General features: G+C 63.5%; 15 protein-coding genes. 1 reads left to right on the forward strand and 14 read right to left on the reverse strand.

All coding sequences use genetic code 11. From position 1 onward, the window contains the following. Positions 1-24: 24 nt before the first annotated feature. The 4 genes from KP003_RS17020 to KP003_RS17035 form a co-directional block, all read right to left on the reverse strand. Entirely contained in the window at positions 25-849 is an 825-nt protein-coding gene (locus KP003_RS17020) for a metal ABC transporter permease (RefSeq protein WP_216497599.1), read from the reverse strand. 443 nt (positions 850-1,292) lie between these two features. After that, entirely contained in the window at positions 1,293-2,045 is a 753-nt protein-coding gene (locus KP003_RS17025) for a metal ABC transporter ATP-binding protein (protein ID WP_216497598.1), read from the reverse strand. After that, on the reverse strand, positions 2,042-2,968 hold the full coding sequence (locus KP003_RS17030; RefSeq protein ID WP_216497597.1) for a metal ABC transporter substrate-binding protein: 927 nt from the start codon (positions 2,966-2,968) through the stop codon (positions 2,042-2,044). Before KP003_RS17030 ends, KP003_RS17025 begins: the two co-directional genes overlap by 4 nt. Further along, positions 2,965-3,399, reverse strand: a complete 435-nt coding sequence (locus KP003_RS17035) for a Fur family transcriptional regulator (RefSeq protein WP_216497596.1) — start codon at positions 3,397-3,399, stop codon at positions 2,965-2,967. The genes KP003_RS17030 and KP003_RS17035 overlap by 4 nt, the downstream gene beginning before the upstream one ends. Before the next feature lie 300 nt (positions 3,400-3,699). Between KP003_RS17035 and KP003_RS17040 the strand changes: the two genes are divergently transcribed. Continuing rightward, on the forward strand, positions 3,700-4,431 hold the full coding sequence (locus KP003_RS17040; RefSeq protein ID WP_216497595.1) for a PilZ-like domain-containing protein: 732 nt from the start codon (positions 3,700-3,702) through the stop codon (positions 4,429-4,431). Positions 4,432-4,648: 217 nt separating this feature from the next. Here KP003_RS17040 and cobD read toward each other — a convergent pair whose 3' ends face one another. From cobD to KP003_RS17090, 10 genes are all read right to left on the reverse strand, one after another. Further along, complete coding sequence (gene cobD, locus KP003_RS17045) at positions 4,649-5,728, reverse strand: threonine-phosphate decarboxylase CobD (protein WP_217299992.1); 1,080 nt, start codon at positions 5,726-5,728, stop codon at positions 4,649-4,651. Positions 5,729-5,956: 228 nt separating this feature from the next. Continuing rightward, positions 5,957-6,916: an adenosylcobinamide-phosphate synthase CbiB gene (cbiB, locus tag KP003_RS17050; RefSeq protein ID WP_216792001.1), complete on the reverse strand. Its 960-nt coding sequence runs from the start codon at positions 6,914-6,916 to the stop codon at positions 5,957-5,959. Then, positions 6,916-9,372, reverse strand: coding sequence for a cobyric acid synthase (locus tag KP003_RS17055; RefSeq protein ID WP_217299993.1), 2,457 nt, complete (start codon positions 9,370-9,372; stop codon positions 6,916-6,918). Before KP003_RS17055 ends, cbiB begins: the two co-directional genes overlap by 1 nt. 106 nt (positions 9,373-9,478) lie before the next feature. Further along, positions 9,479-10,531 carry a cobalt-precorrin 5A hydrolase gene (locus KP003_RS17060; protein ID WP_217299994.1) on the reverse strand — a complete coding sequence of 351 codons (1,053 nt, stop codon included), beginning with the start codon at positions 10,529-10,531 and terminating at the stop codon, positions 9,479-9,481. Positions 10,532-10,885: 354 nt separating this feature from the next. Then, a complete protein-coding gene (gene cobM / locus KP003_RS17065; protein WP_216497591.1) occupies positions 10,886-11,671 on the reverse strand; it encodes a precorrin-4 C(11)-methyltransferase in 786 nt (261 codons plus the stop codon). Positions 11,672-11,834: 163 nt separating this feature from the next. After that, complete coding sequence (gene cobI, locus KP003_RS17070) at positions 11,835-12,545, reverse strand: precorrin-2 C(20)-methyltransferase (protein ID WP_216789289.1); 711 nt, start codon at positions 12,543-12,545, stop codon at positions 11,835-11,837. Continuing rightward, complete coding sequence (gene cbiE / locus KP003_RS17075; RefSeq protein WP_217299995.1) at positions 12,545-13,762, reverse strand: precorrin-6y C5,15-methyltransferase (decarboxylating) subunit CbiE; 1,218 nt, start codon at positions 13,760-13,762, stop codon at positions 12,545-12,547. Before cbiE ends, cobI begins: the two co-directional genes overlap by 1 nt. Positions 13,763-13,949: 187 nt before the next feature. Further along, positions 13,950-15,020: a cobalt-precorrin-5B (C(1))-methyltransferase gene (locus KP003_RS17080; protein WP_216789291.1), complete on the reverse strand. Its 1,071-nt coding sequence runs from the start codon at positions 15,018-15,020 to the stop codon at positions 13,950-13,952. Between the two features lie 80 nt (positions 15,021-15,100). Beyond that, positions 15,101-15,754 carry a precorrin-8X methylmutase gene (locus KP003_RS17085; protein ID WP_216789293.1) on the reverse strand — a complete coding sequence of 218 codons (654 nt, stop codon included), beginning with the start codon at positions 15,752-15,754 and terminating at the stop codon, positions 15,101-15,103. Next, positions 15,754-16,137, reverse strand: a complete 384-nt coding sequence (locus tag KP003_RS17090; RefSeq protein WP_216789295.1) for a sirohydrochlorin chelatase — start codon at positions 16,135-16,137, stop codon at positions 15,754-15,756. Before KP003_RS17090 ends, KP003_RS17085 begins: the two co-directional genes overlap by 1 nt. Positions 16,138-16,216 lie beyond the last annotated feature (79 nt).

The raw sequence follows: 16,216 nt of genomic DNA on the forward strand, positions 1-16,216 counted from the left end.
ACAATCAAAAAATTGGCGCAAGGTTCAGGGGTGACGCAGCAGGCTCCGGGCGGCGAAGGCGCAGAGAAAGACCGCGAAGTTGATCAGCACGATTGTTGCGCCGGTGGGGAGGTTCATTACGAAGGAGAGGGATATGCCGCAGACGACGGTAGCGACGCCGATTCCCGCCGCCGAAACGATGGCGGTCTTGAACCCCTTGGCGATCTGCAGGGCGGAAACCGCCGGCAGGATGAGGAGCGCCGAGATCAGCATGATGCCCACCACCTTCATGGCGAGCACCACGGTCAGGGCGGTGAGCAGCACCAGCACCGTGTTGATGCGGTCCGTGTTGAGCCCGGAACTCTTGGCCAGTTCCTCGTCGAAGGTGCTGGCGAAGAGCTCGTTGTAGAACATGACCACGCCGGCGATGACGATGCAGAACAGGACCGCTGCAATGCCCAGTTCGCTGGAGCTGATGGAAAGGATGTTGCCGAAGAGGTAGCTGAAAAGGTCGATGTTGAAGCCGCCGGCGACGCTGGCGAGCAGCACCCCCGTCGCGATGCCGATGGCGGAGACCATGCCGATGGCGGCGTCGCCGTAGATCCGCGCCTTCTGGGAGAGCTTCAGGATCCCCAGGGCCGAGGCGAGCACCACCGGGATGATGGAGAGGGTCATGTAGACCGAGTGCAGCCGGAAAAAGAGGGCCAGGGCGACGCTGCCGAAGGTTACGTGGGCGAGGCCGTCGCCGATCAGCGAGAGCCTGCGCAGCACGAGGAACACCCCGAGCACCGAGCAAAGGATGGCGATCAGCGACCCGCCGATGAGCGCCCTCTGCATGAAGCCGTAGCTGAGCATCTCGTTCAGATTCATTTCAAAACCTCAGAATCGGGGCGAATGATTATTCGCCCCTACAGGAAAGCCGTTTTTATGAAGCGGAGGCCCGCACGGCACGGGCGAATAACCATTCGCCCGACGGTACCGGCCAGGATGCCGCGATTCGTTATTGTGCCAAGGCAGCGTCCACATGTAGGGGCGAATAATCATTCGCCCAACGGTGCCGGCCAAAAAGCCGCGATTCGTTGTTGTACCAAGGCAGCGTCCACGCGTAGGGGCGAATAACCATTCGCCCAACGGTGCCGGCCAAAAAGCCGCGATTCGTTGTTGTGCCAAGGCAGCGTCCACGTGTAGGGGCGAATAATCATTCGCCCAACGGTGCCGGCCAGGATGCCGCGATTCGTTGTTGTACCAAGGCAGCGTCCACGCGTAGGGGCGAATAATCATTCGCCCAACGGTGCCGGCCAGGATGCCGCGACTCAATGCCGGTGGCAGACCAGGTGCTGGCCGTGCTCCCCGAAGAAACCGGTCATCTCGGGGGAACTGCAGAAATCGTCGAAACTGCCGTAGAAGATCACCTTCTTGTCCAGGTACAGCAGGTGCGAGGCGTACTTCCCTATGGTGGCCGTGTCGTGGGTGACCAGGAGCACGGTGCAGTTTCTCTCCCGGTTCATCTCGAAGATCAGCTTGTAGAAACTCTCCCTGGTCTCCGGGTCGAGCGCGGTGGTCGGCTCGTCCATCACCAGCAGTGCCGGTTCGTTCACCAGCGCACGGGCCAGGAGCACCCGCTGGCGCAGCCCCCCGGATAGTTCGCCGATCATGGCCCCCCTGATGTGGGAGATCCCCATCCATTCCATGGTCCGCTCAACGGCCAGGGCATCCTCCCGGGTGAAGCGCCTGGGGAACTTCTTGGCGGAGAGCCGCCCCAGGCGGACCACCTCGTCGACCGTGGCTGGAAAGTTCGGGTTGAAGAACTGCAGCCCCTGCGGCAGGTAACCGATCCGATGCCAGTCGTGGAAGGATGCCTGCGGGCTCCCCAGCAGGGACACCTCTCCCGAGGTCGGAGCCAGAAGCGACAGGATGATCTTGACCATGGTGCTCTTGCCCGAGCCGTTGGGGCCGCAGATCCCGACGTAGTCGCCGGCGTTCACGCTGAAGCTTATGTCCTGCAGCACCTCGGTGCCGTGGTAGCCGGCGCAGAGGTTGCGGACGCTGAGAGCCTTGTCTTTCATTGCAGTCCCGTCTTCAGGTTTTGGAGATTTTCTTCCATGAGGGAGATGAAGCTGACACCGCGCTGCAGTTCGTCCCTGGTGACGTTGTGCCCGGCCCGCAGCGGGAGCACCTTGGCGCCCGTCTCCCGGGCGATGGTCTCGGCAATGCGGGGGCTCAGCAGCTCCTCGGTATAGACGTAGTTCAGGTGCTCGCGGCGCATCACCTGCACCAGTTCGGCCAGCTTGGCCGGGGTGGGCTCGGCATCGGCGTTCACCGCCGAGGCGGAGATGTATTTGAGGCCGTAGCGCCTGGCGAGATACCCGAAGGCGTAGTGCCCGCCATGCAGCAGCACCTTCTTCGGGCATTGGGCCAGGGTCTCCTTGAAACGCTGGTCCAGTACGGCCAGTTGCCCGTCCAGCTTCGCCGCGTTCTGCTCGTAATAAGCCTTGTTGGCCGGATCGCGGGCGACGTAGGCTGTCAGGATGTTTTTGGCGATGGCGCGGGCGTTGTCGAAGTCCAGCCAGATGTGCGGGTCGCCCCCCTTCCCTTCATGGGCGTCGTGCTCCCCGCGATGCTGGTCCGAGACCGGCCCCTGCACCAGCGGTATCCCCTTCCCCCCCTCGACCACCTCCACCTTGCCCCGGTCGAGACCGGAGATGATGTTGGCGCCCCAGGGCTCCATGACCGCATTGGTATAGACGAAGAGGTCGGCGCGGTTCACCCGAACCACATCTTCAGGACGCGGCTCGAAGGAGTGCGGCTCGACGCCGGGAGGAAGCAGCAGGCTCACCCGAGCCTTATCGCCGCCGATGGTCCTGGCGAAGTCGTAGAGCGGGAACAGGGTGGTCACCACCTGGAGTTTGCCGTCCGTTTGCTGCTTTTCCCTGCTGCATCCCGGCACAGCCAGGAGCAGCGCCAGAAGTAAGGCCATCAGCCATTTCATCGTTTTTCCTCGTTGTCGGCACAACCGCCGCACAGTCCGTTCAACTGCAGGATGTGCGAGAGCACCTTCCCACCGTTGCGCTTGGACACCTCATGCTCCAGCGCCTCGATGCCACAGGAGGGGATATCCTCGACCTTGCGGCAGGAAAGGCAGACGAAGTGGTGATGGTGCTCGCGGTTGCTGCAGAAGTAATAGTAGAGCTGGCGGTTCGGATGGATGACCTTGGAGAGCACGCCGCTTTCGGAGAGTTCCTCAAGGTTGCGGTACACCGTCGGAAGGCCCAGCCGGTCGAAACGGTCCTTCAACCTCTTCCAGAGTTCCTCGGGGCTCGCGTATCCCGGCTCCGCCTCGAGCATCTCGAGAATTGCCAGCCTCTTGGGCGTCGCCTTCATGCCGGCGGCTTTCAAGGCTGTTGCGTGACGCTGGTCCATACCCGCCTCTAAATAGAAATGATTTCGTTTTAGGATAGCCAGCATGGCCTTGATGTCAAGAAAAATATTGTAATTAAAAGACACTTTGCGTTAATATTCCAACGCTTCCGGTGATATGGCCCAGCATTTCCGGCCTTTGGCGGACAGAACCCGCTGCATGATTAGAAGAGTCGAACACGTCAACTTCGCTAGATCAGTTAGTTGCCCGCACCGCCGGCACTCGGGGCACCGTTGGCGTTTGTATTGCAGGCTGTAAGCAGCTGTACCTTTGTTGTTATTTCATTTGGTGGGCGGCGTCACATGCAAAACGGAACCTACAACTATAAGGACTACTTCCAACCGGGCCAGAAGGCGCGGGTCGAAGTGGCATTATCGGGGGATACGGTTTTCAATGACGGCGCGGTAGTCACCGAGATAAACGATACCGAGGTGCGTCTGAGGCTGTCCCGTGAGAAACTCCCCGAGGGTGTGCTGCTGCGGCGCGAAGCACCGCTGGTGGTCCGGGTCGGCATGGGCGGCAACAGCTATCGCTGCAAAGGGGTGGTGCTGGACGACCACGGCGAGGAGGACCTTCGGGTGGCCTTCACCGACCGGGTGACCCCCGAGGACCAGAGGGAATACTTCCGCCTCGGAACCGACATCCCGGTGATCCTGTTCAACGTTACCGCCGGCACCGCTGAGGAAAGCGGCACCGCCGGTCTGCGGGTGGCCACACAGAGCAGCCTGCCGAGGATCGTCAACATCAGCGGCGGGGGGTTGCGCACCGAGACCGAGATGGCGATGACGCGGGACGACATCGTCTATGCCACCTTCCATCTGCCGCTGCCCGAGCCGAAAGTGGTGCCGGTGGTTGCCCAGGTTATGCACGTCGACAAGATCGCGAGCGGCAACGGGGTGATCCACAACGCGGGCCTGCGCTTCATGCACATCAACGAGAGGGATCGCGACGCCATAGTCCGCTACGTCTGCAACGAAGAGATCAAGCGTATCAGGCTGTGCCGCAAGGACTTCTACTCGCTCTCCAACAGCTAGTTGCGGCGACCGCAAGGCCGACGGAACAACATGGTGTAATGCAGGAACTGACAAGGCCAACCGGGCAACCGGCTGGCCTCTTTTTTTGTTCTTTCCGGAACTCCCGGGATCGTGTGCCAGGCCATCAGTAAACCCGATCAGCTATGATCTCCCGCTACTCCCCTCTCCCTCCGGGAGAGGGTGCCCGCAGGGCGGGTGAGGGAAGTTTTCTCGCCCCCTAGGCCAACTCCGTCGCCAATCCTCGGAGCAGCAGGTCATTTTCTTCCTCGAGCCGTACCGCGACCCTGAAGAAGCTGGCGTCCAGACCCTGGAAATTGCTGCAGTCCCTGATCATCATTCCCTTGGCAAGCAACGCCTCGCGCAACTGTCCCGCGCTCACCCCCGCCCGCAGTATCCGGACCAGCAGATAATTGGCCCGCCCCGGGAAGACTTTCAGACCGGGCACGTCCGCGAGGGCGGCGGCCAGTCGTGCACGCTCCTCATCGACGTAGCTCCTGGTGCGGCGGCAGTAATCCTGATCCGCCAGAGAGGCGATGCCGGCCACCTGGGCCGCCGTATTGACGCTCCAGGGATCCTGCTGGGCCGCGATTTCCGCAACCGTCTCGGCAGCGGCGATGGCGTAGCCCAGGCGCAAGCCGGGAATACCGAAGAACTTGGTCATGGAGCGGAGCAGGACCGCCCGCGGGTTCCGCACTACCAGATGCTTCGCCGACTCCTCCTCGCAGAAATCGATGAAGGCCTCGTCCAGCACCAGGAAGGTTCCGCTCTCCCGGCAGAGGTCGACGACCCCGGCGATTTCACGCAGCGGCTGCAGGTTTCCTGCGGGGTTGCCCGGGTTGCAAAGAAAGAGCATGTCGTAGCCGTCGGCAACTCTTTGCGCCAGGGCTGCCACATCGAGGGCGAAGTCGTCCGCGGGGGACAGGGTGAAATACTCGATCTGCCACCCGGCCCGCTCCAGGGCCAGGGCGTACTCCGCGAATGCGGGCGCCACGACCAAGGCCTTCTTCCCCTGGAAAGTGCGCGGCAGCAGGTGTATCAGCTCCGTGGAGCCGTTTGCTACGGCGATTTGGGACGGTTCGACACCGTGGTAGGCGGCCAGCGCCTGTTTCAGCTCGGCGGCTCCCTTGTCCGGGTAATGGAGCAGGCGGTCCAGGCTCGCCGTCAGCGCCTCGCGCACCCCCGGCGCCATCCCCAGCGGATTTATGCTGGCGGAGAAGTCGATGATCCGCTCCGGCGCCAGCCCGAGGTTCCTGGCCACGGCGAAGACGTTGCCTCCATGTTCGTGTGCGATTGCCATAGCTTACCTTTTCCGCCCGCAGGCGGCCCGGTGGGACACCTATAGATATCCAGATCTGTACTCAAGCAGGCTGATGCTACCCTCTCCCATCAAGAGAGGGGGTGCGAACACCGCCTGTAGGGGCCAATGATCATTTGCCCAACCGCGCCTGCCCTATTTGATGCCGCGGCAAGAGCGGCGAATGTCTTGCAGAAATCGGGGCGAATGATTATTCGCCCCGCCATGTTGTTAAATAACCCCCACCAGCGCCAGCGCCGCAAGCCATCCGGCCACCAGCAGCGCCTCGCTGCCGTACATGAGCCGCACCACCCCGGCGTAGCTCTCCCGGGAGAGCGGCAGCAGCGGGTCGCCGATGGTCGGCTTCTCGATGATCTTGCCGAAGTAGCGGTTCGCGCCGCCCAGCCTGACGCCGAGGGCACCGGCGGCCGCCGCCTCGGGGAAGCCGCTGTTGGGCGAGGAGTGGTTCCTGCCGTCTCTGCGCAGGATCCGCCAGGCGCCGCCGCCGTTCAAACCGCACAGCGGAGCCGCCAGCACCATGAGCAGTCCGGTCAGACGCGCAGGCACGTAGTTGGCCAGATCGTCGAAGCGCGCCGAGGCCCAGCCGAACTCGATAAAGCGTTCGTTCTTGTACCCCACCATGGAGTCCAGCGTGTTAACCGCCTTGTAGGCGATGGCCAGCGCGGGGCCGCCCAGCAGCAGGTAGAACAGCGGCGCGATGACTCCGTCGCCGGTGTTTTCCGCAACGGTCTCCACCGCTCCCCGGATGATCTCGGGCTCGTCCAGCTCCGCGGTCTCGCGCCCCACGATGTACGACAGCGCCAGTCTGGCGGCGGGGACGTCACTTTGCAGCGCCTGCACCACCTTGGCGGACTCCAGGTGCAGCGAACGAGCTGCCAGCGAAACCCAGGCGAGGTAGAGGGAGACGACGAAACCCGCGGCGGGAGCGAGCAGGTACGCCGCATAGACGAACGACGCGGCCAGCGCGTAACTGACGCCGACGGTGATAACCAGCAGCAGAACACCCGCCAGGCGGACGTTCGGGACCATGCGGCGCAGCGGCCCTTCGAGCGCGGAAATCAGCTCCCCGATACCGACCACCGGGTGAGGCAAAGCGCGCGGGTCGCCGAGAACCAGGTCCAGCAGCACGGCGCCGAGCACTACGGCGATATGGGCGTCAATGGACATCATCACGCGACAGTGGTTTCAGAGCCCCCGTCCCGACCCTCCGGGGGGAGGAGGTTCGGCTCCCGGTCATTCTCTTGAGCAGGCGACGCTGCATGGCTCCCTCTCCCGGGGGGGAAGGTTTGGGGAGGGTGAACCCGGAGGGGCGAGATGCCGCAGATCTGGAAGATCCGCTCCAGGTCGAGGTGCTTTTCCATGTGCGCCGCGAGTTCATCGAACGGGTCCGGTGCAAGCGCAGCTTCCGCTTGCTCCGGGATCCCCTTCCGACGCCTGAGGCGGTTCAGGAAGGCGGTGCGGAAGCCGTGGTTGTCGAAGATCCCGTGCAGGTAGGTGCCGAAAACCCTGCCGTCGGCGGAGACTGCGCCTTCCTCCAGGTCGGTGTCGCTCCCGGAACGGCTGCAGATCCGCGCGAAGGGGCTCGCGCCGCTGCCGAGCACGCTTTCGCCCATGTGTATCTCGTAACCTGCGATTGCGGGGCTGCATCCCGGCGCCACCCCCTCCCCTGCCGGCAGCAGCTCCCCTTGGGCCTGGTGCGTCTGCTTCTCCTTCAGCATCGTGGTCACCACGTCCAGCAGTCCCAGCCCTTGCGCGCTTTCCAGGCTGGTCTCGACCCGGTCCGGGTCGTTCACGGTAACACCGAGCATCTGGTAACCGCCACAGATGCCGACCACCGCCCCCTGGAAGCGGCTGAGGGCATCGGCAATCCCCTGCTCCCTAATCGAGACGAGGTCGGCGATGGTGGACTTGGTCCCCGGGATGATCACGAGGTCCATGGTCTCCACCAGCCAGGGCGAATGGATGTAGTACAGATCGACATCCGGCTCCGCCTCCAGCACCGCAAAGTCGGTGTAGTTGGAGATCCGCGGCAGGCGCACCACGCCCACGCGCAGCCTCTCTCCCGACTGGGGCTCCTTGGGCACGGCCGGTTTCTTCTGCAGGGCGACGCTGTCCTCTTCGGGGAGGGCGAGCCCCTTGAACCAGGGGAGCACCCCCAGGACCGGGACGCCGGTTCGGTTTTCCACGTACTCGATCCCGGAGGCGAGCAGGGAGGCGTCGCCGCGGAACTTGTTGATGATGACCCCCTTCACCAGCGCCTTCTCTTCCGGCGTGAGCAGTTCCAGGGTTCCCACTATCTGGGCGAAGACGCCGCCCCGGTCGATGTCTGCCACCAGGATCGCGGGAGCGCCCGCCATGGCAGCCACCTTCAGGTTGGCGATGTCGTGTTCGCGCAGGTTGATCTCGGCGATGCTCCCCGCCCCCTCCATGACGATGAAGGAGTAGCGCTCGCGCAGTCGCTGGAAACTCTCCTTTACCTTCAGGAAGGCCTCGGGCTTGAAGGCGTTGTACTCCTTCACCCCCATGTTGCGCACCACCTTGCCCTGCACGATCACCTGGCTGCCGGTGTCCGAGTTGGGCTTCAAAAGGATCGGGTTCATGTCGGTGTGGGGCGGGATGCCGCAAGCCTCGGCCTGCACGCCCTGGGCGCGCCCGATCTCGCCCCCCTCGGGGGTCACCGCCGAGTTGAGCGCCATGTTCTGGGACTTGAAGGGAGCGACCGAGAGGCCGTGGCGCTTGAGGATGCGGCAGAAACCGGCTGTCAGCACCGATTTCCCCACGTCGGACCCGGTGCCGCAGAACATCACCGCGTGCGGGTCCGCGCCCGGCGCAGCGGTGTCCATGCCGGCGCTCCGCTTCCTGCGGTTGGGGTTCTGACTTTCGCCGCGGGTAGCGTAGCCGCGCGGGGTGACGATCCTGCCGTCCTTGCAGAGACGGGTCGAGGCGTTGCCGATGATGACGATAGAGAACATGTCGATGGGGTGATTCAGCATCTCCCCCAGCGTGGTGATGATGCGCTCCTCGCCGTCCCGGCAGGCGTTGCGGACGATGCCGACCGGTACCTGCGAGCCGCGCGCCGCGATCAGGATGGCGGCCGCCTCCTCGATCTGGGTGGTGCGCCCCTTGCTGCGCGGGTTGTACAGCGCCACCACGAAATCCGCCTCGGCGGCAGCCCTGAGCCGTTGACGGATCTTCTCCAGCGGGGTCAGCAAATCGGAGAGGGATATGACGGCGAAGTCGTGCATGAGCGGCGCGCCGAGCACCGAGGCCGCGGCCTGCACCGCCGAGACACCGGGCACCACGACGACCTCGACACCGGAGGGCGCGTCCGGCTCGTCGGCCAGTTCCAGGGCAAGTCCGGCCATGCCGTAGATCCCTGCGTCGCCGCTGGAAACAAGTGCCACCGTCTTACCCGAGGCGGCGACGGCGAGGGCCTGGGAGCAGCGCTCCACCTCGCGCATCATCCCGGAAGAGTACAGGAGCTTGCCGGCAAGGAGCGGCTGTATGAAGTCAAGGTAGGCCTGGTAGCCGACGATGACGTCGGCATCCTCGATGGCCTGTCGCGCCTCGAAGGTCATGTGGTTCAGCCCGCCGGGGCCGATTCCTACTACGTAAAGCTTGGACATTAAACGTGGACCTCTATCTCTTGATTGCCGTTTCGGGCATTGCCTGCAGCGCATCACCCCGACCGTCTGCCGCCCCTCCGGGGAGAGGAGCGTGGGACGGAGCGTTTTACGTTACGGAAAGCTGTGCGACAGCCAAAGTTACGTTGCCGTCCTTCACCTTGTTGAGGAGCAGCCTCCCCCCGTTGGACGCCAGCAGCGCCGCCGGCTCGGCGACACCGCGGGCGCCGATGGCATGAAAGGCATGCTCGGAGGGGGGCGAAGGAACCGCGACGCCGTTCAGCTCGTCGCTGCTGAAGAAAACCAGCGGAACAGCCTTCCCGTCCGCGTAGGCGAGCAGCCCCACTTCATCACCCTTGGCCTGGGCACTCGCCAGGCACTTGATGCTCCGTTCGGAGAGGGAGAGTTGCGCCAGGTGCCGCGCCACCACCGCCTCGATCTCCTCGGCCGTGGTCCCCCGGTTGCAGCCGACGCCGAGGCAGAGGTCGACCGGGCGCAGCACCAGGGTCCGTTCGAGGTCGACTCCGGACGACAGCAGCCTGTTGGTCACCAGGACCACGCCGCTTGCGCCGCTTTGGGCCGCCTGCTCCAAATCTTCCAAGAAAAGGAGATTTCCCTTTCCGCCGCAGTACTCCGCCACCTTCCCGGTCGGATCGACGACCGCGATCGTCCTCCCCTCCAGGAGCAGCGCGTTCAGTACCTTGACCCGGGACAGGTCCTCGATGCGCCAGCCGTTGTCACGGGCCAGCATGTCGAAAGAAGGGAGGTCGTTGACGTCCGTCGCGGTGGTGATCACAGCCGTGGCGCCGGCAAGGTCGGCACATCGTGCGGCAAGCGCGTTGGCGCCGCCAAGATGGCCGGAAAGGAGGGAAATGGCGAAGCGCCCGGCATCGTCCACCACCACGACAGCAGGGTCCTGGTCTTTGCCCTGCAGCAGCGCTGCGATGGAGCGAACCACGATGCCGGTGGCCATGATGCAGACGAAGCCGTCGAAATCAGGCCACAGCCTGGCCATCAGCGCCGGCAGCCGTTCCGAGAACGGGACCGCGTCGGCCGCGGCGTGCTTCTCCAGGACAAAGAGCGTGCCCTGCTGCAGTCCGCGCTTGAGCGTCGCACCCAGCTTGGCGCCGTTAGCGGTTATGGCGATGATGGCAACACGCATAAAGTCTATTGTCGTCCCCGTCATGACGGTTGGGACGTCGCTTCCCGGACGGTGGGGATGCCGCTTCCCGGACGGTGGGGATGCCGCTTCCCGGACGGTGGGGATGCCGCTTCCCGACGGTGGGATGCCGCTTCCCGACGGTGGGATGTCGCCTCCCGACGGTGGGATGTCGCCTCCCGACGGTGGGGATGCCGGTGTAGGGGCGAATAAATATTCGCCCAGCCGCGGTCGCCGCCACCGATGCCGCTGCCCGCGATCTAAGGTTCCCGGGTGGCTACTTTGCAGGGCGAATGATTATTCGCCCCTACAGATGCGGACGGTTTCACGGGTTTAACGTAGAAACGTAGAACAGGTCTAAGCCAAGATCCCTTCCCGGCAGCCGTGGCTGAACCCCTTGTCGTAGAGCAGGGACTTCGCCTTCATCCCTTCGCTGCGCGCCCGCAGCACGTCCCCCACCACGATGAGCGCCTGTTTGCCGATGCCGGCGTCTCTTACCTTGGCAGCGATATCCGCCAGCGTCCCGGTAAGCACCTGCTCGTCGGCCCAGGAAGCCTTGGCCACCACGGCGACGGGGGTATCCTCCGTGTAGGCACCGGAGAGAAGTTCCTCCACCACCTTCTCGATCATGGAGATGGAAAGGTAGATCACCAGGGTGGCGCCGATCTGCGCGATGTTGCCCAACTGCTCCCGCTCGGGTACGGGGGTCCTCCCGGCCAGGCGCGTGATCACCACGGTCTGCGACACCTCGGGGAGGGTCAACTCCTGCTTGAGGGTGGCCGCGGCGGCGAAAGCGCTGGTGACGCCCGGCACGACCTCGTAACCGATGCCGAGTTTGTCCAGCTCTTCCATCTGCTCCTGAATGGCGCCGTAGACGGAAGGATCACCGGTGTGCAACCGCACCACCAGCTCCCCAGCCAGCACCGCCTCGGCCAGGACCTTGGTGGTCTGCTCGAGGTCCATCCCCGCCGAATCGTAGACGCGGGCATCGGGCGCGTAGGTGAGCACCAGTTCGCGATCGACGAGGCTGCCGGCATAGACGACAACATCCGCCTCGCCCAGAAGGCGCGCCCCCTTCACGGTGATCAGCTCGACGTCGCCGGGACCGGCGCCGACAAAATGGACTATGTTCTCATGGGACATGGAAACACCTTTAAAAAAAGCATTAACGCAAAGACGCCAAGCCGCGGAGACGCTAAGAAAAAACGGAAACGGGGAAAGGCAGGCACATCCCTCACGCTTTACCCTTGCACCTCTGTGCCTCCGCGCCTTTGCGTTGAAGGAATAAAACCAGAACGGCCTTTGGCTACAGCGGGTTCTTCCTGACGATCAGCATGGAGAGGTAATCGAGCTTCTGCCCCACCAGGGCCTCCAGGTCGTGATGCACCTCTTCTTCGGCGGAACCGACCCGGCGCACGAAGACGCCCCCCTTTTCCCGCCCCAGCTCCTTGAGCGCCGCATAGACGGAATCGAACACCCGGTTAACCTTCATGAGCACCACGGTGTCGAACTCCTCCAGGGTGCGTTTCAGCTCGTCCTTCTCATAGGTGGCGGGGAGGATCGCGATGCGCTCTGCCCCAAGGCCAAGCGGCAGACCGGAGATGGCCGAGGATGCCAGGATGCTGGAAATGCCGGGCACCACTTCTATCTTTATCTCGGGATACTTGGCGAGGAAGATCCTGTGGATGTAGAGGTAGGTCGAGTAGAGAAACGGGTCGCCGATGGTGACGAAGGCGACGTCCTTGCCGGCGGCAATCCGCTGCGCCACCTGGTCGGCGGCCTCCTCCCAGAACGGGTCCAGCCCCTGCTGGTCTTTCACCATGGGGAACAGTTGAACCAGCACCTCCTGGCGGCTGCGGTCGATGAACTCCTCGACGATGGAGAGGGCATAGCTTCCCCCCTCGGCCGCACCGGTGGGGGCGCAGATCACGTCCACGCTCCTCAAGATCCGCTCCGCCTTCCTGGTCAACAGCTCCGGGTCGCCCGGCCCCACACCTACCGCGTAGACAACCGCCACTACTCCTCCCCTTTCCAGGCGGAGATGACGTACACCGGGTTGTGAGCTGCAAACATCTTGTAGTCGGTGAGGCTGCGGGTCTTGGAGATGTTGACGCAGGTGACCTCGACGGTGTAGCCGTGATCCTCCAGGAATTCCACAGACTTGGTCAGGGTATCCAGGGTGACCGCGTTGAGGACGATGAAGCCGTCGGGTTTGAGGCGCTTGTCGACCGCCTCGATGATCTCCTCCAGCATGCCGCCGGAGCCGCCGATGAAGACGCGGTCGGGATCGGGCAGGTCTTCCAGCCCCTCGGGGGCGAAGGCCTCGATCACGGTGACGTTGCGGGCCACGAACTTCTTCAGGTTTTCCTTGAGGTAGGTGAGGTACTGCGGGTTCTTCTCCAGGGCGAGGATGCGCCCGTTGGGCATCAGGTTCCCCGCCTCGATGGAAACCGAGCCGCTGCCGGCGCCGATATCCCACATCACCAGGTCATCCTGCAGTTGCAGCTTGCCCAGGGTGATGGCGCGCACCTCTTCCTTGGTGATCAGCTTCTTCGCGGTGGCGAACTCGTCGTCGCGGATGCCGATTACCGGATAGTTCTCGAGGTTCGGCTCCCAGGTCTTGATCAGGATCAGGATGTTGAGCGGCGAGCACTTGAAGTCGACCAGGCCCCGGACATCGGTCTTGGTGAACTTCTCGGTGGGAAGCCCCAGGTCCTCGCAGACCCAGGCCTCGTACCCCTCGGCGCCGCGGTGGATGAGCTCCCTGGCCATGACCGCGGGGGTGTTCACGCTGTCGGTGAGGATGGCGATCTTCTCGGAGGCTACGATGCGGTCAAGGGCCGGCTTGATCCCCCTGCCGTGCACGGACACGAAGGTGGCGTCATCCCAGGGCTCCTTGATCCGGGCGAAGGCGTACTGCACGCTGGTGACGTTGGGAAAGATCTCGATGCGCTCTTTGGGGAGGTTCCTGATCAGGAACCGGGCGACACCGAAGAAGTTGGGGTCGCCGGAGCCGAGGACCACGGTTTTCTTCTCCGTGTTCTTCAGGTACTCCAGCATGATGGAGAGGTCTTCGAGGAGGCGCTTCTCCCCTTTGAAGTCGGGGAAGATGTCCAGCAGACGCTTGTGGCCGACCAGGACCTCGGCGCTGTCGATCACCTCGAGTGCCTGTTTGCCGAACCCCTCCCATCCCTCGATGCCGGCGCCGACCAAATAGATCTTTTGTTCCGCCATGCCCCCCTCCTTTCTCATCACAATGTCAAAAAGCCTTCGATCAGCTAATCTTCCGACTAAGAGGTCCATCTCCCCTCTCCCCCCGGGAGAGGGGCAGGGGTGAGGGCGCTGCGATAGGCGATGCCGAGATTACGGCCCCCCCTCACCCGCCCTTCGGGCACTCTCTCCCACAGGGAGAGGGAACCGGTTACCTGTCGAAGTAAAGCATCTCCCCCTGGTACCCGGCCAGGAACACCCGCACCTTCAGCCAGGGCGCCAGTTCGGCGCAGACCTCTGCCACCTTGCCGCAGACCAGCTTGATCAGCGCCTTGTCGAAGCCGGAAGCCTCCAAAAGGTGACGCGCCGTGTTCGCTTCCCGCGCCAGCTTTTCCAGCTGCGCGGTCCCCGGGTTCTCCCTGAGCCAGGAGGCCACCGTCACCATGTCCAGTTCGGAGGAAGTGACGTGGGTCTGCTCGTGGCCGCAGGCGATCTTCACCAGCTTGGCGAACTGCCCCGCCACGACCACCTCGGGGACACCTTTCCTGGCGCAGCTCTGCAGCGAGTACCCGAAATGGTCACCCATCATCACGAAGGATTCATCGGTCAGCTTGAGAACCCGCTGCACCGCCATCTCCGAACTGCGTCCCGTGGAGAGAACCACGGTGCGGGAGCCGCAGGCGAGCGCAACATCGATGGAGGTGTCCACGGTATCGGTCCATGCCCTGGTGGATATCGGCTTCACGATCCCGGAAGTCCCCAGGATGGAGAGCCCGCCGACGATCCCCAGCCGTTCGTTCAGCGTTTTCTTGGCCAGTTCCTCCCCGTTGGGGATGCTGATGGTGAAGGTGAGGGTGGCCGGTACGCAACGGAGGGCGAAGACTTCCTTCACCACCTCGAGGATCATGCTGCGCGGGACGGGGTTGATGGCCCACTCGCCCACCGGAACCGCCAGCCCCGGCTTGGTCACCTTGCCTATGCCGGCGCCTCCCTCGATCACGATGCGGTTCTTGGTGAACATGTCGACCCGCGCGGTGACGTGGATCTGCGCGCCGTTAGTCACGTCCGGATCGTCGCCGGCATCCTTGGTGACATAGCAGGAAGCAGTATTTTCGTGCAGTACGCCGCCCTCGATGCGGAACCGCGCCCCCTTGCCGCAAGGCAGCGTCAGCTGTACCTCGTCGACCAGGGTCTGGTCGCGCAGCATCTGGGAGGCGCCTTTAACGGCGGCAGCAGCACAGGCACCTGTGGTGAAGCCGTATCTGAGTTCTTTCCCGCTCATATTTCATCCCATCTGAAGACGAAAACATTGAAAGGTATTACATGAAAGCAGGCCGGGTAACGGGCCCCCGGCATCAAAAATCAGATTGCTGTCCCAGCCTCGACGGCCTGGATCAGTATGGCATTCATCACCGCGGCCGCAACGTTTGAGCCGCCCTTGCGCCCGATGTTGGTGACGAACTGCAGCTGCGGGTATTCCCGCGCCAGTTCCCGCAGGGCGTCCTTGCTTTCGGCGGCGCCGACGAAGCCGACCGGCAAGCCCACGATCAACCTGGGGCGCACCCCTTCCTCGCGGACGAGCCTGATCAGTTCGAAAAGGGCGGTAGGGGCGTTGCCGATGACGAATATGCCGTTGTTTGTGTCCCGGGCCGCTTTACGCATGGCGAGGATGGAGCGGGTCACCCCGAGCTCCTTGGCCTCCCTAGCCACCTGCGGGTCAGCGACGAAGCAGGAGAGCTGCGAACCGAACTTGCTGAGCCGCTCCTTGTTCATGCCGGAAATGATCATGGTGGTGTCGGTCACGACACCCAGCCCCGCCCGGAGCGCCTCGATGCCGGCGGCCACCGCCCGATCCGTGATCACCATGCTGCGGGCGTAATCGAAATCGGCGCTGGTGTGGATGGCGCGGCGCACCAGCGGCCACATCTGCGCATTCCAATCGTGCGGCCCCAGTTCCTCTTCGATGATGCGGAACGACTCCGCCTCGATCTCCTCGGGGCGCAGGTGCACCGACATCAGTGCCACCTCTGCTCGGTCAGGCTCTCCGCCACCCTTTCGACCACGACCTCGGCGAGCTTGTCGTGCACGCCCAGGTGTTTGCCGAGCACCATCTCCACGCCGGGATGGCGTTTCTTAGCCTCCGCCAGTTCCTCGGGGAGGTCCTCAAGGACATGTGCACCCATGTAAAGGAAGTAGGGAACCAGGAGTATGCGCTCAGCACCCTGCGCCACGCAGGCGTCCACCCCCTGCTGGATGTTGGGCTGGTGCTGTTCCCGGAAGGAGACCTCGACGATCTCGAACTGCGTCATCGTCTGCACCCGTTTAGCGATCTCGTGCACCGCGTTATTCGCCTCGGCGATCCTGCTGCCGTGAGCCATCAAAAGTAATGCCGTCTTCATGTTTGCTCCGTCTGAAAAACCAGAATCTAAATTCCTAACGCAAAGTCGCCAAGCCGCAGAGCCGCAAAGAAAATCTTGA

The organism is Geomonas diazotrophica, from assembly GCF_019063885.1.
Classification (GTDB): domain Bacteria; phylum Desulfobacterota; class Desulfuromonadia; order Geobacterales; family Geobacteraceae; genus Geomonas; species Geomonas diazotrophica.